General features: G+C 63.0%; 18 protein-coding genes. 6 read left to right on the forward strand and 12 right to left on the reverse strand.

Annotated elements, in window-relative coordinates; all coding sequences use genetic code 11:
- Positions 1-7 precede the first annotated feature (7 nt).
- The 6 genes from ACH9L7_RS17925 to ACH9L7_RS17950 all read left to right on the forward strand — a co-directional run bounded on the left by ACH9L7_RS17925 (position 8) and on the right by ACH9L7_RS17950 (position 8,260).
- Positions 8-1,378 carry a diaminobutyrate--2-oxoglutarate transaminase gene (locus ACH9L7_RS17925; RefSeq protein WP_396613753.1) on the forward strand — a complete coding sequence of 457 codons (1,371 nt, stop codon included), beginning with the start codon at positions 8-10 and terminating at the stop codon, positions 1,376-1,378.
- Positions 1,375-2,934, forward strand: a complete 1,560-nt coding sequence (locus tag ACH9L7_RS17930; RefSeq protein ID WP_396613754.1) for a pyridoxal phosphate-dependent decarboxylase family protein — start codon at positions 1,375-1,377, stop codon at positions 2,932-2,934. The genes ACH9L7_RS17925 and ACH9L7_RS17930 overlap by 4 nt, the downstream gene beginning before the upstream one ends.
- Positions 2,931-4,721, forward strand: a complete 1,791-nt coding sequence (locus ACH9L7_RS17935) for an IucA/IucC family protein (RefSeq protein ID WP_396613755.1) — start codon at positions 2,931-2,933, stop codon at positions 4,719-4,721. The genes ACH9L7_RS17930 and ACH9L7_RS17935 overlap by 4 nt, the downstream gene beginning before the upstream one ends.
- A complete protein-coding gene (locus ACH9L7_RS17940; RefSeq protein ID WP_396613756.1) occupies positions 4,718-6,586 on the forward strand; it encodes an IucA/IucC family protein in 1,869 nt (622 codons plus the stop codon). The genes ACH9L7_RS17935 and ACH9L7_RS17940 overlap by 4 nt, the downstream gene beginning before the upstream one ends.
- Entirely contained in the window at positions 6,586-7,848 is a 1,263-nt protein-coding gene (locus ACH9L7_RS17945) for an MFS transporter (RefSeq protein ID WP_396613757.1), read from the forward strand. The genes ACH9L7_RS17940 and ACH9L7_RS17945 overlap by 1 nt, the downstream gene beginning before the upstream one ends.
- Positions 7,849-7,909: 61 nt before the next feature.
- Positions 7,910-8,260, forward strand: a complete 351-nt coding sequence (locus tag ACH9L7_RS17950; RefSeq protein WP_396613758.1) for an SH3 domain-containing protein — start codon at positions 7,910-7,912, stop codon at positions 8,258-8,260.
- Positions 8,261-8,297: 37 nt separating this feature from the next.
- Here the strand turns inward: ACH9L7_RS17950 and bioD are convergent, their stop codons facing one another.
- The 12 genes from bioD to ACH9L7_RS18010 all read right to left on the reverse strand — a co-directional run bounded on the left by bioD (position 8,298) and on the right by ACH9L7_RS18010 (position 18,821).
- A complete protein-coding gene (bioD, locus tag ACH9L7_RS17955) occupies positions 8,298-9,017 on the reverse strand; it encodes a dethiobiotin synthase (RefSeq protein ID WP_396613759.1) in 720 nt (239 codons plus the stop codon).
- Positions 9,014-10,273: an aminotransferase class I/II-fold pyridoxal phosphate-dependent enzyme gene (locus ACH9L7_RS17960; protein ID WP_396613760.1), complete on the reverse strand. Its 1,260-nt coding sequence runs from the start codon at positions 10,271-10,273 to the stop codon at positions 9,014-9,016. Before ACH9L7_RS17960 ends, bioD begins: the two co-directional genes overlap by 4 nt.
- Before the next feature lie 10 nt (positions 10,274-10,283).
- A complete protein-coding gene (locus ACH9L7_RS17965; protein WP_396613761.1) occupies positions 10,284-11,312 on the reverse strand; it encodes a transcriptional regulator in 1,029 nt (342 codons plus the stop codon).
- 36 nt (positions 11,313-11,348) lie between these two features.
- Positions 11,349-12,464 carry a biotin synthase BioB gene (gene bioB / locus ACH9L7_RS17970; RefSeq protein WP_396613762.1) on the reverse strand — a complete coding sequence of 372 codons (1,116 nt, stop codon included), beginning with the start codon at positions 12,462-12,464 and terminating at the stop codon, positions 11,349-11,351.
- Positions 12,465-12,568: 104 nt separating this feature from the next.
- Entirely contained in the window at positions 12,569-13,318 is a 750-nt protein-coding gene (fabG, locus tag ACH9L7_RS17975) for a 3-oxoacyl-ACP reductase FabG (RefSeq protein WP_396613763.1), read from the reverse strand.
- Positions 13,315-14,241: an ACP S-malonyltransferase gene (locus ACH9L7_RS17980; protein WP_396613764.1), complete on the reverse strand. Its 927-nt coding sequence runs from the start codon at positions 14,239-14,241 to the stop codon at positions 13,315-13,317. Before ACH9L7_RS17980 ends, fabG begins: the two co-directional genes overlap by 4 nt.
- Positions 14,242-14,328: 87 nt before the next feature.
- Positions 14,329-14,808, reverse strand: a complete 480-nt coding sequence (locus ACH9L7_RS17985) for a holo-ACP synthase (RefSeq protein ID WP_396613765.1) — start codon at positions 14,806-14,808, stop codon at positions 14,329-14,331.
- A gap of 91 nt (positions 14,809-14,899) precedes the next feature.
- Positions 14,900-16,108, reverse strand: a complete 1,209-nt coding sequence (locus ACH9L7_RS17990; RefSeq protein ID WP_396613766.1) for a beta-ketoacyl-[acyl-carrier-protein] synthase family protein — start codon at positions 16,106-16,108, stop codon at positions 14,900-14,902.
- Between the two features lie 4 nt (positions 16,109-16,112).
- On the reverse strand, positions 16,113-16,343 hold the full coding sequence (locus tag ACH9L7_RS17995) for an acyl carrier protein (RefSeq protein ID WP_396613767.1): 231 nt from the start codon (positions 16,341-16,343) through the stop codon (positions 16,113-16,115).
- 121 nt (positions 16,344-16,464) lie between these two features.
- The gene (locus ACH9L7_RS18000; protein ID WP_396613768.1) at positions 16,465-17,436 is read right to left on the reverse strand and encodes a zinc-binding alcohol dehydrogenase family protein; all 972 of its coding nucleotides are present in this window, start codon (positions 17,434-17,436) and stop codon (positions 16,465-16,467) included.
- Positions 17,433-18,293 carry a ribonucleotide-diphosphate reductase subunit beta gene (locus tag ACH9L7_RS18005; RefSeq protein ID WP_396613769.1) on the reverse strand — a complete coding sequence of 287 codons (861 nt, stop codon included), beginning with the start codon at positions 18,291-18,293 and terminating at the stop codon, positions 17,433-17,435. Before ACH9L7_RS18005 ends, ACH9L7_RS18000 begins: the two co-directional genes overlap by 4 nt.
- A gap of 108 nt (positions 18,294-18,401) precedes the next feature.
- Entirely contained in the window at positions 18,402-18,821 is a 420-nt protein-coding gene (locus tag ACH9L7_RS18010; RefSeq protein WP_396613770.1) for an ester cyclase, read from the reverse strand.
- Between the last annotated feature and the right edge of the window lie 87 nt (positions 18,822-18,908).

Raw genomic sequence — 18,908 nt, forward strand, 5'->3', positions numbered from 1 at the left:
AGAATCGATGAAGTACGCGAACGCGACTGACGATAGTTTGCTCAGCCAGCAAGCGCTCCGCGAGTCGAACGCGCGAACCTATCCGCGACACCTGCCACTCGCTATCGACGAGGCTCGCGGTGTCACAGTCACAGATATGGACGGAAACGAGTACCTCGACTGCCTCGCAGGCGCAGGCACACTCGCACTCGGCCACAACCACCCCGTCGTCACCGACGCGATAGAGCAGATGCTCTCTGAGTCGCGTCCGCTGCACACACTCGACATCACATCGCCCATCAAGGAGGCGTTCGTCGACGAACTCTTCGAGAGTCTCCCGTCGGAGTTCGCCGACCACGCGAAGATTCAGTTCTGTAGCCCGGCGGGAACAGACGCCGTCGAGGCGGCGATGAAGCTCACGAAGACCGCAACAGGAAACCGGAGCATGCTCGCGTTCCAGGGCGGGTACCACGGGATGACAAATGGGGCGCTCAGTCTGATGGGCGACACCGGGCCAAAGGAGTCGGTTCCGGGTCTCATGGCTGACGTTCACCATCTTCCGTATCCGTACGCCTATCGGTGCCCGTTCGGACTCGGCGGCGACGACACCCACCGCGTCGCCAGCGAGTACGTCGAACGACTGTTAGACGACCCGTCGTCTGGTATCGTCGAGCCTGCCGGGATGATTCTCGAACTCGTCCAGGGCGAAGGCGGTGCGATTCCCGCACCTGACGAGTGGGCCCGAGAGATTCGACGCATCACTCGCGAGCGCGACATCCCGCTCATCGTCGACGAAATCCAGACGGGTCTCGGCCGAACAGGCGAACTGTTCGCCTTCGAGCACGCAGATATCGTCCCCGACGTGGTGACACTCTCGAAGGCTGTCGGTGGCGGACTCCCGCTTTCGGTCGTCCTCTACCGCGAGGACCTAGATGCCTGGGAACCCGGTGCCCACGCCGGGACGTTCCGTGGGAATCAGGTTGCGATGGCCGCTGGCCGAGCGACAATCGAGTACGTCGTCGAAAACAGCCTGCACACACACGCCGCGAAGATGGGAGCGCGACTGCGCGACCACCTCGACGAACTGGGACGCGACTTCGAGGCCGTCGGCGACATCCGCGGACGCGGACTCATGCTCGGTGTCGAGTTCGTTGACCCGTCCGGTGAACCCGACGCACTCGGACACTCCCCGGCGAACCCCGAACTCGCAAAGCGGGTTCGACAGGAGTGTTTCGACCGCGGACTCATCATCGAACTCGGCGGCCGACACAGCTGTACGGCTCGGTTCCTCCCGCCGCTCATCGTCGACAAATCCGACATTGACGAGATTGCTCACCGCTTCAGCGAAGCGGTTCACGCCGCCGTGGAGACCCGGCGACTGGTGGAGGGGACAGCATGAGCCAAGAGTCACTCGACTCCGACCCCGAACCACACGCTGCATCCGATGCTGATTCGTTCGATTCGCTCTTTCTCGGCAGCGAGGAAGGGACGGCGGCGTATCGCGACGCAATCGAGCAAGCAGTAGATGTCGTCGCCAACACGCTCGGCGAATCGGAGTCGCCCTACGCAGGTGCGAGTCCAGAGGCCATCGAAGCGCAGTTGTCGTCGTTCGACTGTCTTCCCGAATCGGGTGCGGGCCTCGACGAGACACTGGACCATGTCTCCGAGGAGATTCTCGCGGAGACGATTCGGGTTGCGCACTCGGCCTGCGGGGCGCACCTCCACTGCCCGCCGATGATTCCCGGACTCGCTGCCGAGGTGCTCTTGACGGCGGCGAACCAATCGCTCGACTCGTGGGACCAAAGCGGCGCAGCGACCATCCTCGAACAGCAGATGGTCGACACGCTGGCCGAAACATTCGGCTACGGCGCTGACGCCGACGGCGTGTTCACGAGCGGCGGCACGCAGTCGAACTTCATGGGACTGCTCTTGGCCCGGAACAAGGTCGCAGACGAGCGGTTCGACCACTGGGTGACAGACGACGGCCTGCCGCCCGAGGCCGACCGACTCCGGATTCTCTGCTCTGCGGATGCACACTTCACGGCGAAGCAGTCGGCGGCCCAGTTGGGTCTCGGCGAGAATGCCGTCGTCACGGTCGAAACCGACGACGAACACCGCATGTGCACCGACGCCCTCGACGAGACACTCGAAACACTCGACGCCGAGGGGCTCGTCCCCTTCGCGCTGGTTGCGACGGCCGGGACGACCGATTTCGGAAGCATCGACCCACTTCCAGAACTTGCCGCCCGGGCACACGAACACGACCTGTGGTTCCACGTCGATGCCGCCTACGGGGGTGCGCTCGCCTTTAGCGACACCCACCGTGAGAAACTCGCTGCTATCGAGTGTGCGGATTCTATCGCTGTCGACTTCCACAAGTTGTTCTATCAGCCGATTAGCTGTGGCGCGTTCCTCCTTCAGGACGGGGCAAATTACCAGTACATCCAGCGCCACGCGGCGTATCTCAACCCGGAATCGGACGACGAGGCCGGGGTTCCGAATCTCGTCTCGAAGTCCGTCCAGACGACCCGACGGTTCGACGCGCTCAAACCGTATATGACGTTCCGCGCGCTGGGTCGACAGCGACTCGCGGAGGTAATCGACTCGACGCTCGAACTAGCCTCCGAGACAGCGGCGTCCCTGCGGGAACGGGACCGATTTACCTGTCCGCACTCGCCGACGCTGAACGCCGTCGTCTTCCGGTACATCCCCGAACACACCCCGTCGGACGCTGATTCCGACCAGTACACAGGGGCCATCAACGAGCAGATTCGAGACACACTGCTGAACGACGGACGGGCAGTCGTCGCCCGGACAGAAGTCGACGGCGTGGCGAGTCTGAAGTTCACTTTGCTCAATCCTCGGACGACGCTGGCCGACATCGAATCGCTCCTCGACGATATCGAGCAGGTCGGTCGAGAACTCGAATCGTCGGCAGTGGAGGCACAGACATGAACGCGCGGGCTATCGCCGAGGCGGCCACGATTCACGCCTTCCTGAACTGCTACCTGAGGGAGACGAGCGCCTACCTCGTTCGCGACAGCGAACAGGTCGCAGGCGACGAGTTCGACACGGAGTACGTCATCGAATGTCCGCTGTCTGCTCACGGCGGCCACATCTACGCCCCCCTCGCGTATCGGTCGGCAACGGGGCGACATCAGTTCTCGCTCCCATTGTATTACCGACCGACTGGCGGCGAGTGCCGGACAATCTCCTATGTGACGCTCGTCACGTTGCTCTCGGACGAACTCTCGAATCAGCGCGACCGGTCGGGCGAGCAGGCTGAACTGATGGACCGGGTGCTCGATAGCTGTCGGCGAATCGAGCGCTACGTCGAGTTTTGGGACGGGAAGGAAGCGTCGCTGTACACACCCACACCGACGTTCGAACAGGCCGAGCAAGCGCTCGTCTTCGGTCACCAACTCCACCCGACGCCGAAGAGTCGCGGTGGGATGCAACCAAGCGAAGAACCGCAGTACGCGCCTGAACTCAGCGCCGCTTGTTCGCTCAGGTACTTCCGTGTCGACCGCGACCTCGCGGTACAGGAGTCGGTGCGTCAGGAATCCGCCGCCGAGTGGGTGAAATCCGAACTCAGGTCGGACCCGACAGTTTCGGACGAATTCGTCTCCGAGTACGTCGATAGCGACGATATCCTCATTCCGATTCACCCGTGGCAGGCAGAATACCTGCTCGACCAACCGGATGTAAAGCAACTGCTCGCGAACGGTCGTCTCGAAGACCTCGGCGAGCGCGGCCGCGCGTTCGCGCCGACGACGTCCGTCAGGACACTATACCATCCCGATGCGTCGTTCATGGTAAAAGGGTCGCTCAACGTCAAAATCACGAACTCGGTGCGGACGAACAAGCGCCCGGAACTCAACCGCGGTATCGCCGTCGCCGAACTGTTCGAGAGCGAACTCGGAGCTATCGTCGCAGAGCGATTCCCCGACTTCTCCGTCATTCACGACCCGGCATACCTCACAGTCGGGACCGACGACGGCCACGCGTCGGGCTTCGAGGTGATTCTCCGAGAGAACCCATTCCCACGCGGCCGCGACGAGAGCGTCCTCCCCGTGGTGTCGCTCTGTCAGGACAACCGGTTCGGGGGCGAAAGCCAGCTAGAAGGGATTATCCGGTCGCTCGCGGCCCGCGAAGACCGGCCGGTCGACGAAGTCAGCGTCGACTGGTTCACTCGGTATCTCGAATTGGTTGCTCGACCGCCGCTGTGGTTGTACCTCTGTCACGGGATTGCAGTCGAAGCCCACCAGCAGAACACTGTGATCCGACTCGACGACGGCTATCCCGACGAAGTCTACCACCGCGACAACCAGGGCTACTACTTCGCCGACTCGATGGCCGAACACGTCGAGCGCTTCCTCCCGAATCTGGATGCACGAACAGGAACTGTCTACCCGGACCACGTCGCGGACGAGCGATTCTGTTACCAACTGCTCGTGAACAACGTCTTCGGCGTCATCAACGCCTTCGGGACGGCCGGACTCGTCTCCGAGCGCAAGCTCTTGGGCACGCTTCGAAGCGAGTTGGAGACGGTCTCCGAGTGGGACAAACCGTGGTCGTCGCTTTTGACACGGGCGCTCTCGGAGTCGACCGTTCCCTCGAAGGCTAACCTCTTGACGCGGTTCCACGACCTCGACGAGATGGCCGACGAATTCGAAAACCAGTCCGTATACGTCGATATCGATAATCCCCTCGTGACTGAGCGTGCGGAGGTGGTTCGATGAGTTCGAACGGCCCGAAGCACCTCGCTGACGCGGTCTTGACGCAGGATATCTGGGCCACGGTGAACGAGCGACTGCTGTCTACGATGCTCTCGTCGTTCATGTACGAGGACCTCATCGACCCAACTGTCCTTTCAGATGACGACCCAGCCGTCGTTTCGGACGACGACCAATCCGCCGCTTCGGACACCGACCCGACCCAGTACCGACTCGAATTCCCAGAGGCCACCTACCGATTTGCGGCGCACGAACGACTCTTCGACAGTTACTCGGTGGTTCCGGGAAGCGTCGAGCGGCGAGGTGAAGACGCTGCGTGGGAGTCGGTGACCGACGTGGTACAGTTCCTCCTCGATTTCCAGTCGGCAGCGGAAATCGACGACGGAACCGTGAGCCACCTGATTCGCGAGTACACGAACACGCTCCTCGCGGACGCGCACCTTCAGGCGCGTATGGAGTCGCGAGCGTCGGATTTCGACCCGACAGCGCTGAACTACGCGGAACTCGACGGCGAACTCGCGGGACACCCGTGGATAACCTACAACAAAGGTCGAATCGGATTCGGCTACGAGGACTACCAGCAGTACGCGCCCGAGCAACGGACACCGTCGAACGTGCTGTGGACTGCGGTTCGAACGTCGAAGGCCGACACCGCAACTCTCAGCGACCTCCAGTACGACGAGTTCGTCGCGAGCGAACTGGGGACAGAGACGTACGAGACCTTCGCAGACCGTCTGCGTGACCGTGGCCTCGACCCCGCTTCTTACACCTTCGCCCCGGTGCATCGATGGCAGTGGGACAACTCCATCGTCCAATTCTATGCCGCCGATATCGCGGCTGACGACATCGTCCCGCTGGGCGAGAGTCCGGACCGATACCTCCCTCAGCAGTCGATTCGAACGCTGGTCAATGTCGATTCACCCGAAAATCACCACCTCAAGCTCTCGCTTCGAATCCTCAACACGCTCGTCTATCGCGGCATCCCGGGGACGAAACTCGCACAGGCACCGGCGATTACGGAGTTCCTCTGGGACATCTACGAGTCCGATTCGTTCCTCAAAGACGAGTGTCGACTCGTCCTGCCCGGCGAAGTTGCAACGCTGCACTACGAACACGACACCTACGCCGGTCTGGACGGCGCACCGTATCAGTTCTCGGAGTTGTTCGGCTCTCTCTGGCGTGAGAGTGTCCCCTCGCTCATCGACGACTCCGAAGAAGCGATTCCGCTGGCCGCTCTCCTGCACGTCGATGGGAGCGGAACACCCTACGTGTCGCGACTCGTCGAGGAGTCCGGCATGGAACTGTCGGCGTGGTTGGACCACCTCTTCGAGGCGCTTCTGTACCCGCTTTTGCACTACTTCTACGCCTACGGCGTTGGGTTCTCGCCCCACGGCGAGGACACGATAGTCATCCTCGAAGACGGGGTGCCGACGCGGGTCGGACTGAAGGACTTCATCGACCTGAGCATCAGCGAAACGGAACTACCGGAGTTAGAACGTCTCCCGGCGGAGATTCGCTCGGTGCTCGGTGAGAAACCCCCCGCTCGATTCTGTCAGTGTATCGTCGCCAGTCTGTTCCTCGGCGTGTTCCGATACCTTGCGGACCTGCTGGAGCGCCACCACGACTACGACGAACAGACCTTCTGGCGACAGGTGCGGGCGACGATTCTCGCCTATCAGGAGCGCTTCCCGCAACTGGAGCGTCGGTTCGAACTGTTCGACCTGTTCCAACCGGAGTTCACGCGACTGTGTCTGAACCGGAACCGAATCCTGGAGTACGGATACGGTGACGCTCCGTCGCGCCCGAGTATCTGTGAACACGGAACGGTCAGAAACGCACTCGTCGAAGTCGCACCCGAGTCAGACGACTGATGTCGCTTGCGTCCCGCGCGTCGTCGTGGCGTTCGAGGTTCGTCAGCGCCGCAACCGAGCGGTGGGGTCTCTCTCGGAGTCTCGCCATCCTCTCGCTTTCGCAGGCGGGTGCGTCGTTCGGAGCGGGGCTTATCATCCCGCTTTTGGCCCCGCTCGTCGCTGGCGTGGAGTCGCCGATGGTCCCGACGGCAGTTGCTGGCATTCGCGTCACCCAAGAAGTGCAGGTTGGGGTGTTCTTCGCCGTCTTCGGGGTCGTCCGCTCGGCCGTTCAGCTACCGATGGGCCACCTCTCGGACCGAATCGGAGCAAGAAAGCCGTTCGTCGAGGCTGGATTGCTCGTCACCGCGGGCGTCATCTACGCCTACGGCGTCACGGGGTCGCTCGCCGTGTTGCTGTCCGTTCGGGCGCTTCACGGTGTCGCGCTCGCTGTCTCGACACCTGCGCTCATGGCCCTCCTCGAACGACTCACCGTCGAAGAGTCCCGGGGGAGTGCGATGGGGTTCTTCTCGTCGCTTCGGACCCTCGGGTGGGGGGTCGCGCCCATCGTCGGCGGAGCGATTGCCGACGCGTACGGCCTTCAGGCGACGTTTACCCTCGGTGCGGTGCTCATCGTGACGATGGTCGCAGTGATTCGAGTCGGCGTCCCGGAGGTTCAGACGGCGGTCGAAGAGAGTGACGACGACCCGGAGACGGTCGAATCGGGTGTCGTCTTCTCGTCGTGGTCGCAGGCGCGGTCTTTCACCGGACTCGTTGTCGCGGTCATCACCGTCATGATTGGTGTCTCGGCGGTCATCTCGATGGAGATGCCGATTTTGGAGCGAATCGGCGGCTCGAAAGCCGGGTTCGGGTTGCTGTTCGCGATTACGACGATTACCCGTCTCGTCGTCCAGATTCCGGTCGGCCGCGCGACAGACCGCTTCGGGCGGAAGGTGTTCATCGCCGGTGGATTGTTACTCAGCGCCCCCCTCGTCGCCCTGATGGGCTTCGCCCAGACGCTCTGGGGCTTCGTGGCGTTGCGCGCGCTGCTCGGCGTCGCTCTCGCCGGTGTCGTCGCTCCGGTGTACGCCCTCGCGGCCGACCTGGCCGACGCCGGACGAACCGGGTTCCAGATGGGTCTCGTGACGACGGCGTTCAGCATCGGCTTCGCCGTCGGGCCCGTGGTCACCGGCGTCCTCTCGACGGTCGGATTTGCGGTTCCGTTCATCGCAACCGGCGTTGCGACCGCCGCCGGTGGTGTCTGCGTGGTCGCGTTAGTCGAGTAAGCGCCACCGCTGGGGGGCCACAACCGCTACTCTCTTGGCGAGCAACGGAGTTCGAAAACCAATGGACGAATACACTGACAACCGCCGACGGGTCGTCTCCGACTGGGAGGCCACCTACTCCGACCCTATCGTCGTCGAAGCGGGCGAAGTCGTTTCAGTTTCCGACCGGGAGACGAAGTGGGACGGATGGAGATGGTGTATCGCCCCCGACGGACGCGAAGGGTGGATTCCGGAAGCGTATCTCTCACAGCAGGATGGCGAGTGGGTCGTCGAAGCCGACTACTCGGCCGTCGAAGTGAGCGTTGAAGCGGGTGAGACGGTTGTCTCTCACGAGTCTCTCGCGGGGTGGGAGTGGTGTGAAACGTCGTCCGGCGAAGAGGGATGGGTACCGTCGGAGAACCTTTCGGCGTAATCGTGCAGTGAGGCCGTGTCTCTCCTCGGAGTGCGTCTCACTCGTCAGCGGGGAACGCACCGTCTGAGACGACGCGCTCGGGGAACACGTCTATTGGAAGGTGTTCTCGGACGCCCGCGACGACAGCTTCAGGCTCCGACTCTTCGAGCGGCGGCAGCGTGTAGACCGGACAGTCGGTCATCTCTTCGAGTACCTCGGGATTCGTTCGCTCGGCGAGGGACGCGCCCTTGTACTGGTTCAACACGATTGCTGACACCGCAACGCCCCGATTTCGGAGCGCGGATACCGAGAGCGCGGTGTGGTTCAGCGTTCCTAGTCCCGACCGGGCGACGAGCACTGCCGGGATATCGAGGTCGGCAACCAAATCTATCACCTCGCGGCCGTCGGCGAGCGGGACTCGGAGCCCGCCGACGCCTTCCAGCACGCCCGGATTCGATTCGGCAAGCAGCGCACGTGCCTCGTCTCGGATTTCCTCGTACACGAGCGACTTGTCTGCAACCTCGGCGGCGACAGCAGGGGCCAGCGCGGGTTCGAGTCGTCGCGGACACGTCGCTGCGTCGGCAGTCCCGCACACGTCGGCGATGAACGCCGCGTCGTCGTCCGGTGGATACCCCGATTGGACGGGTTTGACTCCACGTGCGTCGGAGCCCAGTTCGCGCAACCACCCGACGAGCCCCGCGGTGACGAACGTCTTGCCGACGTTCGTGTCGGTTCCGACGACGGCGAACGCGTCTTCGAGCGTCTCTGGCCGGGTCATAGCAACCCACGCTCCCGTCCTGCGGTTTCGAAGGCGGCGAGACAGCGGTCGAGGGCTGCTGTCGTGTGCGTCGCCATCGGTGCAACTCGGATTCGACTCGTCCCCTCGGGAACGGTGGGTGGACGTATCGCGGGGGCGACGATACCGAAGTCCCGAAGTCGGTCCGCGAGGGCAACTGCGTCGTCGCGGCTGCCGACCAGCACCGGAAGAATCTGCGTCTCGCCCAATACCTCGTATCCGAGCGACGTGAGGCCGTCGCGGAGGTACTCGACGTTGTCCCACAGGTGCTCGCACTGTTCTCCCTCGCGGGCAATCCGGAGGGCTTCGCGGGCAGCACCGACCGCGGGCGGCGCAAGACCGGTCGAGAAGACGAACGACCGCGCGGCGTTCACCAGATGCTCGACGAGGTGTTCGCTTCCGGCGACGTAGCCGCCTTGGCTGGCTAACGCCTTCGAGAGGGTTCCCATCTGCACGTGAATGCGGTCGCCGAGCCCGTCGCGCTGGACGATTCCGCCGCCATCGTAGAGACCGGTCGCGTGGGCTTCGTCGACCATGACCCACGCACCGTATCGTTCGGCAACGTCGCATATCTCGGCGAGCGGAGCTACGTCGCCGTCCATACTGAACACCGAATCGGTCACGACCAGCCACGATTCGTCGGCGTCGCTCTGTTCGTCGGAGTCGCCGCCGGTGCCGCGAGCGGCCATCGCGTCTGCGAGCGACCCCGGGTCACAGTGGTCGTAGACGACTGTCTCGGCCCCGGAGAGCCGACACCCGTCGATGATACTCGCGTGATTGAGTTCGTCGGAGAATATCACGTCGGGGTCGAGCGCAGTGATGGTTCCGACGTTCGCAGCGTACCCAGACGAAAATAACAGGGCGCGTTCAGTCCCTTTCGCGTCGGCGATATCTCGCTCTAGCGCTCGGTGGAGCCCAGTGTCGCCGGTGACGAGTCGGCTTGCACCGGCACCGGTTCCGACCGACGCGGCAGCCTCCTGTGCGGCGCGAACGACCCGGTCGTCCTGCGCTAACCCGAGGTAATTGTTCGCCGCGAAGACGAGTTGTTCGTCGCCGTAGTCCGGTTTTTCACCGCGAGGGTCGGATGCCATCCGTGTTCGTGCCGCGACGTGCTCGGCTGGTTGAAGGTCACGGTCGAGATTGCGGTCCCGTCGCTCTGCGAGTCGCTCGGCGGGGTCGAATCCGTGGTCGGGACCGCTGCCTTCGACGCCAGCGTGCGGGTCCGCCTGTTCGTTCATCGTCGGGCTATCAGAACCGCGGCAGCAACTCTGCCGGGCCGAAGACGCCGTATTCCTCCGCGCGGTTTCGTCGGACGGCCGATTTCAGGTAACCAAGCGCCGGACCGTTGACGTTTGCTTCCATGCTGGTGTTGTCGTCCAGTTGGAAGGTGTTGGTCCCGCGTTCGCCGTCGAAGGTTGTTCCGGTCACGCGAACGGTCGTCGTCGTCGGCTTCTCGTCAGAAGTCACGTCGAGGATACCACCGACGGTGACGTCCTCGGCGTCACAGATACCGGCGCGCTCCAGCAGCACGTCGTCGGCGTGTTCCATATCGTTGAACTCGATGACGCCGTCGTGTTCGTCGATTACTGCCGCAATCTCTTCGTCGCTCATCTCGCGGGCGTCGTCGATGTCGTATTCGGGGAGATGGGCGATGTCTTCGCGAACGGTGCCGCGGTTGTCCTCGTAGCCCGACTTGAGACCGACGCCCCACCAGATTTCGACCTCCTCGACTTCGACGAACGACTGCGCCGCGAGCGCCGCCGCACCCGTGAGGAACCCGGGCGTTGCACCGGCCCCGCAGACGAACGTGATTCCCGACTCCTCGAACGCCTCGGTTCGCTCGTCGAGCATGCCGATGACCCGAGAGCGCTTGAGCACGTCCACGAGGACGCCCGAGTAGCCCGCTTCGACGAAGCGGTCGGCGACCCGCGGAATGAAGTCGTGTTCGAAGTTCGGCAGCGCAATCAGCACCGCGTCGATGTCGTCGCTCGCTTCGATGATGTCGTCGATGGGCGTGTCGGTCGGCACCGCCTGCGTCGAGGCGGCGACACCCTTCATCTCGCCGGTCTCTTTGACCGCCGTCGCGCCGCCGTCGGAGGCGATGTTTCCTTCCGTCGCCGACAGGAGTTCGTCTACGTCCAGTCCATCGTGGTCGACCGCGACACCGTGGCGGTCGCACGCCGCGACCGGTGTGAGTCCGTCTTTGTGCTTCGAGACTTCGAGCGTCCGTCGGCCGATACCTCCCGTTCCGAGTACTGCGAATGTAACGTCGTTCATCGTCGTGTCGTCAGTGGTTGCGTGTTCGTCTGCTCTTCAGTCGTCGAGTTCAGTGTCACCGCCAGCGGTCGCTGATTCTGCCACGCCGTCGGTCACGCCCTTCGAGCGGGATTTGACCACTTCGGGGTCGAACTCGTTCGCCTCCATGTTGGGCCGGAGTCCCGCTCGCTCGACAATCTCGATGTCGTCACCGGGCGACTGTCCCTCGGTTGTGAGGTAGTCGCCGGTGAGAATGCCGTCTGCTCCCGCCTCGAATGGAAGGTGCTGTTCGTCTTTGTCGAGGTTGACCTCGCGGCCGCCGGTCAACCGAACCCGAACGTCCGGGAGTAAGAGCCGGTAGACCGCAATCGTCTTGATAATCTCCTCGGTCGTGATGTCCGCGGAACTCCCGAGTTCGTCGCCGAGGGCCGTCCGTGCGACGGGATTCAGGATGTTCACCGGGAGCGAGGAGATACCAATGTCTCGGAGGGCGAGGACGGCGTCCACCCGGTCTGTCGGGGCCTCTCCCATACCGAGAATGACGCCGGCACAGAGGTCCATTCCCGCCGCTTTCGCGCGTTCGAGCGTCTTCACGCGGTCTTCGAACCGGTGGGTCGAGACGATTTCCGGGAAGTACCGCGGTGAGGTTTCGATATTGTGATTGTAGTGGTTGATGCCTTCGTCGGCGAGAATTTCGGCTTCTTCTTCCGTCAGGATGCCGAGACTCGCGTCGATTTCGACATCGGTCTCGTCGCGGACGAGTCTGATTGCTCGCAACACGTCCGCCCACTCGTCGGGGCGCTTTTCCTTACTCACGCCCTTCTCGGCGACCACGATACCGAATCGCTGCGCGCCGTCTCGTTCCGCCCGCTTCGCCGCGGCGAGGATTTCCTCGGGGTCGAGGAAGTCGTAGGTGTCGATACCGGTGTCGAAGTGGACCGACTGCGCACAGAATCCGCAGTCTTCCGCGCAGTTGCCCGCCTTCGCGTTCACGATACTGCAGGCGTCAACCGTCCCATCCCCGAAGTGCGCTCGCACGGCGTCCGCTGCTGGCGCGAGGTCTTCGACTGGTTGTGCGATGAGCGCTAACGCCTCAGTTCGGTCGAGTTGGTCCCCGTCGAGAACCTTGGCGACCGACTCGTCGACCGTCCGATTACCAGTCTCGTAAACCACACTGGAAAACGGAGTTTACGACCTCATAATTATTTCGATGAATCTCCGGATACCGTGGACGTAGAACGAGAAACGGGCGACAACCGGGCTGTTTCGTCGGTACCTTAGCTCAGCAGACCGCCATCGATTCGGAGTACTTCGCCGTTGACGTAGGACGAATCCGTGCTCGCGAGGAACACGATGGCGTTGGCCACCTCTTCGGGCGTCGCCGGTTCACCGGTCGTCGTCTGCTCTTCGACCAACTGTTGGTCGCCCGTGGTGTAGTTCTCTTCGAGCAGGTCGGTGTCCGTAAACCCGGGTGCGACGGCGTTCACCCGGATGGATTTCGACCTGAGTTCCGCTGCAACCGCGCGCGTAAACCCGATGACGCCCGCCTTGCTCGCGGCGTAGTTCGCTTGCCCGCTCCACCCGGTCAACCCGGCGATGCTCGCGACGTTCACGATTCGGCCACCACCGTGGCGAAGCATCTGGCGAGCGACCTCTCGCGTGCAGTAGAACACCCCGTTCAGGTTAGTGTCGATGACGCGCTGCCACTCCTCGGGGTCCATTCGAACGAGCAGTCCGTTGCGAAGAATCCCGGCGTTGTTCACGAGCACCGTCGGTGCGCCGAACTCGTCGACAATCTCGTCGATTTCGCGGGAGACGGCGTCGTAGTCGGACACGTCAAACTGCTTTACGGCCGTCTTGGCGTCATATGTGTCGAGACGCGCTTCGGCCTCTTCCGCCGCCTCTTCGTCTGCGTGGTACGTGGCGATGGTCGTCGCACCCTTCGAAGCCAACTGCTCTGCGACTGCGAGACCAATTCCTTTCGTTCCGCCGGTGACGACGGCGATATCTCCAGTGAAGTCGGTCATGCGTCTCCGAACACCTCTTCGGCGTCGGCGGGGCTATCGAGCGTGATGCAGGTTGCCTCCTCGTGAATCCGTTCGATGAGCCCCGTCAGCGTCCCCGCGGGTGGGAATTCGACGTACCGCTCGACACCCTGTCGCCGTAGTTCTTCGACCACGCCGACCCAATCGACGGGCGACGTTATCTGTCTGGAGAGGTCTCGAAGGCCCACGTCCGGGTCAGTGTACACCTCCGTCGACACGTCGGAGACGATGGGTATCTCCGCCTCCGAGAGTTGGGCGTTGCGCATCACGCGGGTAATCGGGTCGACGGCGGGTTCCATGACCGGCGAGTGAAACGCTGCCCCCACATCGAGTTCTCGGAACCGCGCGGTACACTGTGCCTCGATGTCGGCACGGACTGCATCCACCGGGTCTTTCTTCCCGCTGATGACCGTCTGGCGGGGCGTGTTGTACAGGGCGACGCCGACATCGTCGTGCTCGGCGCAGGCCGATTCAACCACATCGGGGTCGGCCAGAAGCACTGCGACCATCGTGCTCTCTCCCGCGTTGGAACCGACCCGTTGCATGCACTCACCGCGGCGACGGACGATGGTTCCAATCTCTGACGCTGGGGCCATCTGTGCGGCCGCTTGCGCAGTAAACTGCCCGAGGCTATGTCCGGCGAGAAATGCCGGCGTGACATCATATCGCTCCACGACGCCAGCGTACGTCGCCGCACCGGCGGCGAACATCGCCGGTTGGGTGTTCTGTGGTTGCTTCAGGTCGTCTTCGGACGCTCGGAAACAGAGGTCTGTCACCGACACTTCGAGCGCTTCGTCCAACGCGGCGAACTGTGCCCGCGTCTCGGGCCACGTCTCGTAGAACGCCCGCCCCATCCCGGGATGTTGGCTTCCCTGCCCCGGAAATACGAATGCCGTCTTCTCCATGGGTAGCGTTTGCCACCTCTCGATTGGGTGTTATGGCTCTACTGGAATCACCGAGGGTCGCTCGTCGACTCCTCACCGCTGCTCTCTTCACTCCTCACCGTCGCTCACCGCTGCATCGGCAGCGACGACGGCAGTCGCGAATGCACAGTCTGCGCGGCGGTCGTGGCTGAGACTCACCGAAACGGTGGCGTCGCTGAGGGACGTTCCTCGTGCCGAGAGCGCCTCGGAAAGCACGGATTCGGCGTCACCGGTGAGGGATAGCGTCGGCCCTGACGGTCGGCGCTCGACGCCTATCGTATCGAGACATACGGGGGGGCGAGCGTGGTCGAGCGTCTTCAGAAACGCCTCTTTTGCCGCCCACCTCGCCGCGTAGTGCTGCGACGGGTGCGGTTGGGCGTCGCAGTACGACCGTTCGGACTCGGTGAACACTCGGCGCTTGAACGACGCTCCGAACTCGTCGAGTAACTCCTGAATACGACTGATGGACACCACGTCCGCCCCGGAAAGCACGACGGGTGCGGTGCGCTCGTCCACCGTCCACTTCGAGGCGCGTTCGGTTCCGGTCATGGCATGCTCGCATGTCTGGTCATCACGTTCGCGTGTCCGGCCGTCACGAATACGTGTCTGGTTATCATGCTCACGTCTGGTCATCGTCGAATCACGCGTGCCTGAACACGAGTACCCCGTTCGTGCCACCGAACCCGGCCGAGTTGCTCACGACGATGTCGATATCCTCGTCGCGGGCCTCCGAAACCACGGGAATCGAGCACTCGGGGTCGGGTGTCTGGTAGTTCGCAGTCGGGGGGATTGTCCCGCTATCCAGTGATTTTGCGGCGAGAACGCCCTCGATTGCGCCAGCAGCGCCCAGCGTGTGTCCGAGGACGCCCTTGACGCTCGTGACGGGCGGACAGTCGTCGAACACCGCACGGAGCGCGTCGGCTTCGAACGCGTCGCCGGTGGGCGTACTCGTTCCGTGGGCACTGATGAAGTCCACATCGGACGACTCCATACCCGCATCGTCAAGGGCGCGGTGGAGACAGCGTTGTAGCCCTCGCCCCTCCTCCGCCGGTCTCGTCGGGTGGTGTGCGTCCCCGGTGAGTCCGTATCCCGCGACCTCGGCGTAGACTGTTGCGCCCCGCTGTTCGGCGTGTTCGCGCGATTCGAGGACGAGGACGCCGCTTCCCTCCCCGATGACGAACCCGTCGCGGTCGGCGTCGAACGGGCGACTCGCCACAGCAGGGTCACCGTTTCGCGTGCTGAGCGCTCGCATCGAGTCGAATCCTCCGACCCCGAGCGGGGAAATGGGTGCTTCCGTCCCGCCCGCGATGACAACGTCTGCGCGCCCGTCGCGGATGTCGGACACGGCGTCGGCTATCGCGTGCGACCCTGCCGCGCAGGCCGTCGCCGGAGCGCGGTTCGGTCCGCGAGCGTCGAAGGCCATGCTGACGTGGCCCGCCGCGAGGTTCGAAAGCGCCGTGACGAGAAATCGCGTCGATGGCCGTTCGCCCGCGGTTGATTCGGTCTCGGAGAGCCCCCCGAGCGCCGATGCAATCGAGGTTCCGACACGGGGTGGGTCCCACGATGGGTCGTCCGGCGAGAACCCTGCGTCTTCGATAGCCTCTTCGGCCGCAACAACGGCGAGTTGTGCGTATCGGCCCATCTGTCGCTCGTCGACGAGTGGATGGTCCGCGAGGGGACGGTTCACCTCGCAGGCAATCGTCGAGCGTACGGCAGCCGAATCCGTGTCGAACCGCGATATTCGGTCGGCACCGCTGTCTTCCCGGCAGGCTGCACCCCACGTCTCCGAAGCGGTCTCACCAATGGCCGTGACCGCGCCGATACCGGTGACGACGACAGTTCGGGTCACTCGTTTAGTCGCGGTTTGCGAGGACGTAGTCGGTGAACTCGCCCACGGTGTCGAGGGTTGCGAGGTCGTCGTCCGGGACGTGGACTCCGAGATCAGCTTCGACGGCTTCCGCAACTTCGACGAGGTCGAGCGACTCCGCGTCCAGCGTCTCGCCTTCAAACTCCGTCGAGGCGTCGAACTCGGACTGGTCGACTCGAAGGCGGTCGGCGATGATCTCCTCTACGTGACTTGCCACGTGCTCGTCGGTGGGCATAACTGAGTTAGCCGTCTGTGTACGGGAGTAAAATGCCTCCGCTTTCGTCGGTTCTCGTTTCAGCAGGAAGACAGGTCGAGTCCAAATAGCTGTCAGCGTCCGATTACGGCACGAGCACGACTTTCCCCGTGCTCTTTCGATCCTCGATGAACTCGTGTGCGACCGCAGCATCTTCGAGTGAGAAGGTCCGCCCGACTTCGACGTGAATCGCGCCGTCCGACAGCAACTCCATCAGCGGTAGGACGGCCGCCCGAACCCGGTCCGGTTCGTGGTCCAGCGCGTGTTCGAGGTGGTAGCCGACGACCGACTGATTCTCGAAGAAGAGCCTTGGGGTCGCCACCGTTGGTATCGACCCACTGGCCATACCGTAGGAGACGATTCGCCCACCGGCCGCTAGACAGTCCAGACTCGCCGAGAATGCGGCCCCACCGACGCCGTCTAACACGAGGTCGACGCCTTCGCCGTCGGTCAGCGACTCTACCTCGTCGGCCACGTCGGCAGTCGTATAGTCGATGGCGTGGTCGGCACCGAGGTCGGTGGCGAGTTGCAACTTCGAGTCTGTGCTGGCAGTCGCAAACACTTCGGCCCCCGCGACGGCGGCGAGTTGGACAGCGGCCGACCCGACGCCACCGGCCGCGGCGTGGACGAGGACGCGTTCTCCGTCGCCAAGTTCGCCCCACTCGTGGAGGGCGTTGTGTGCGGTGAGGAACTGCACAGGGATTCCGGCGGCCTCCTCCCACGACAGGCCGTCTGGTATCGAGAAGACGCGGTCTTCCGGTGCAATGGCCTTCTCTGCGTACCCACCGCTGGAAACGAGTGCAATGACACGCTCGCCGACTGAGTGGTCGACGCCCGGCCCGACGGCGTCGATGACGCCCGTCACTTCGAGACCCGGTACGTAGGGTGGCGTCGGACCGTCGGGGTATCTCCCACGGCGTTTTTCGATGTCGGCGAAGTTCACACCGGCCGCCCGCACGTCGATTCGAACTTCTCCGTTCGCCGGTTCAGGCCTCGGCACGTGCTTGACTTCCAGTACTTCCGGGTTGCCGTTGTCGGTGACTCGTATCGCTCTCATTTCTCTATCCCCTGGACTACTTCTGACCGAAGTTGGTCCACCCGTTCGTCGCGCTTGTCCGCGGCGTAGCTGACGATATCGGCCGTGTTCGGTCCGGGACCTCTCTTCCACCCCATCAGTTCGACAATCGGTTCGACGAGGCCCGACAGGTCGTGAACCGTCGTTCGAACGCTCTCGAATGAAACTCCGTCCTCGTCGAGGAGTCGCTTTAGTTTCGACACCCCGAAGCCGACGTGTCGGCCTTCGTCCCGCCGAATGTTAGAAAACCCCTCGACGAGGCCTGGGAGCGTCGGGAAGTCCTTGCTCCCCCCGTCGAACGTTTCGAGCGCACAGTAGAACCCCGATTGGCCCAGGATTCCCTCGATGGTCACGTGGTAGTGACAGTACGCGTGCGCGCGGTTTGCGGGGGTATCCGCTTCGAGCAGGCGCTGCATCGCTGATTCGGTTCGGGCGAACAACTCCTCGTATTCGGGTGAAAACCACCGCTCAGCGGTCGGGTCCGACTGTTCGAGACCGCGGGATTTTTCGGAGGCGTTGATGACCTCTCGCCAATATCGCTCGAAAAACGCCGCGTGAATCGCCTCGTCGTTGAGGTGACTGGCGACGAACTGCAAATCGCGTTTGTCGTCCAGCGCGATTGCCAGCGGTGCGAGGTCTTTCGTCACCGCCTCCTCGCCAGCGCCGAAGAGCGCAACCATCCCGCGAAGCCGGGTGAACTCTCGCCTACTTAGTTCATCGACGGCGGCTACGTCGGATGATAAGTCGATAGTGTGCGGATTCCACCGCCTTTCGACCGAGTGGCGAAAGTAGCGCGCTGCTCGGCCACCCTGTCGGGACGACGAGTCGTCAGAACCCATGCCTCAGCACAGACCGAACCGGGAGAAAAAACGTGCGGATACGAATTTCGGTGCCGATATGCTAACTCGTTGGTTCGTGGCCACCGCGCAGTCAACCTCACTGCCGCGTCACTTCGCTCCCAACGAATTGAGCTGTTCCATCAATCCGAGTTCATCGCTTTGGGTCCACGTCTCGATGAGTTTCTCGTCCTCGAAGCGGTTTATCTCGATTGCCGACAGTGTGGCTTCCACTCCCGTCGGTTCGATGCCGAGCATCTCTCCTTTGTGTGTTCCAGTCATCTCCCACCGCACTGCGACTTTCTGGCCCGAAACGAAGATATCCTCAATTGTAAACTCCGCGTCGGGAAAGACGACGCGGGTTCCAGTTGCGAGCGCCTTGTAGAACTCAGGTCCGTCGAGTTCTGCTGCGAGGTCACGGTCGTGAATCGTGTAGTCGTCGTGGACGAGTTCGTCCGCGGTATCGAGATTCCCTTCGTTCCAAACGTCTTCGTACAGTCGCTCGATAAGGTTCTCATACTTTCCCGACATCACTGTCTACTTCAGTCTCGGAGGTGGTAGTGATTGTGGCACTGTGGGTCACCTCTCACGGTCGGCTCTCATTCCACGCACGGGTGT

The sequence above is a fragment of the Haloferax sp. S1W genome (assembly GCF_044593955.1).
Classification (GTDB): Archaea; Halobacteriota; Halobacteria; order Halobacteriales; family Haloferacaceae; genus Haloferax.

What these genes read in the sequence shown, in the direction of transcription:
- ACH9L7_RS18000 (WP_396613768.1), bottom strand. Translation starts at nt 17,436, where the DNA reads ATGAGAGCGATACGAGTCACCGACAACGGCAACCCGGAAGTACTGGAA.
- ACH9L7_RS17985 (WP_396613765.1), bottom strand. Translation starts at nt 14,808, where the DNA reads ATGACCGGAACCGAACGCGCCTCGAAGTGGACGGTGGACGAGCGCACC.
- ACH9L7_RS17925 (WP_396613753.1), top strand. Translation starts at nt 8, where the DNA reads ATGAAGTACGCGAACGCGACTGACGATAGTTTGCTCAGCCAGCAAGCG.
- ACH9L7_RS18005 (WP_396613769.1), bottom strand. Translation starts at nt 18,293, where the DNA reads ATGGGTTCTGACGACTCGTCGTCCCGACAGGGTGGCCGAGCAGCGCGC.
- ACH9L7_RS17965 (WP_396613761.1), bottom strand. Translation starts at nt 11,312, where the DNA reads ATGAACGACGTTACATTCGCAGTACTCGGAACGGGAGGTATCGGCCGA.
- ACH9L7_RS17980 (WP_396613764.1), bottom strand. Translation starts at nt 14,241, where the DNA reads ATGGAGAAGACGGCATTCGTATTTCCGGGGCAGGGAAGCCAACATCCC.
- ACH9L7_RS17930 (WP_396613754.1), top strand. Translation starts at nt 1,375, where the DNA reads ATGAGCCAAGAGTCACTCGACTCCGACCCCGAACCACACGCTGCATCC.
- ACH9L7_RS17940 (WP_396613756.1), top strand. Translation starts at nt 4,718, where the DNA reads ATGAGTTCGAACGGCCCGAAGCACCTCGCTGACGCGGTCTTGACGCAG.
- ACH9L7_RS17960 (WP_396613760.1), bottom strand. Translation starts at nt 10,273, where the DNA reads ATGAACGAACAGGCGGACCCGCACGCTGGCGTCGAAGGCAGCGGTCCC.
- ACH9L7_RS17945 (WP_396613757.1), top strand. Translation starts at nt 6,586, where the DNA reads ATGTCGCTTGCGTCCCGCGCGTCGTCGTGGCGTTCGAGGTTCGTCAGC.
- bioD (WP_396613759.1), bottom strand. Translation starts at nt 9,017, where the DNA reads ATGACCCGGCCAGAGACGCTCGAAGACGCGTTCGCCGTCGTCGGAACC.
- ACH9L7_RS17935 (WP_396613755.1), top strand. Translation starts at nt 2,931, where the DNA reads ATGAACGCGCGGGCTATCGCCGAGGCGGCCACGATTCACGCCTTCCTG.
- fabG (WP_396613763.1), bottom strand. Translation starts at nt 13,318, where the DNA reads ATGACCGACTTCACTGGAGATATCGCCGTCGTCACCGGCGGAACGAAA.
- ACH9L7_RS17950 (WP_396613758.1), top strand. Translation starts at nt 7,910, where the DNA reads ATGGACGAATACACTGACAACCGCCGACGGGTCGTCTCCGACTGGGAG.
- ACH9L7_RS18010 (WP_396613770.1), bottom strand. Translation starts at nt 18,821, where the DNA reads ATGTCGGGAAAGTATGAGAACCTTATCGAGCGACTGTACGAAGACGTT.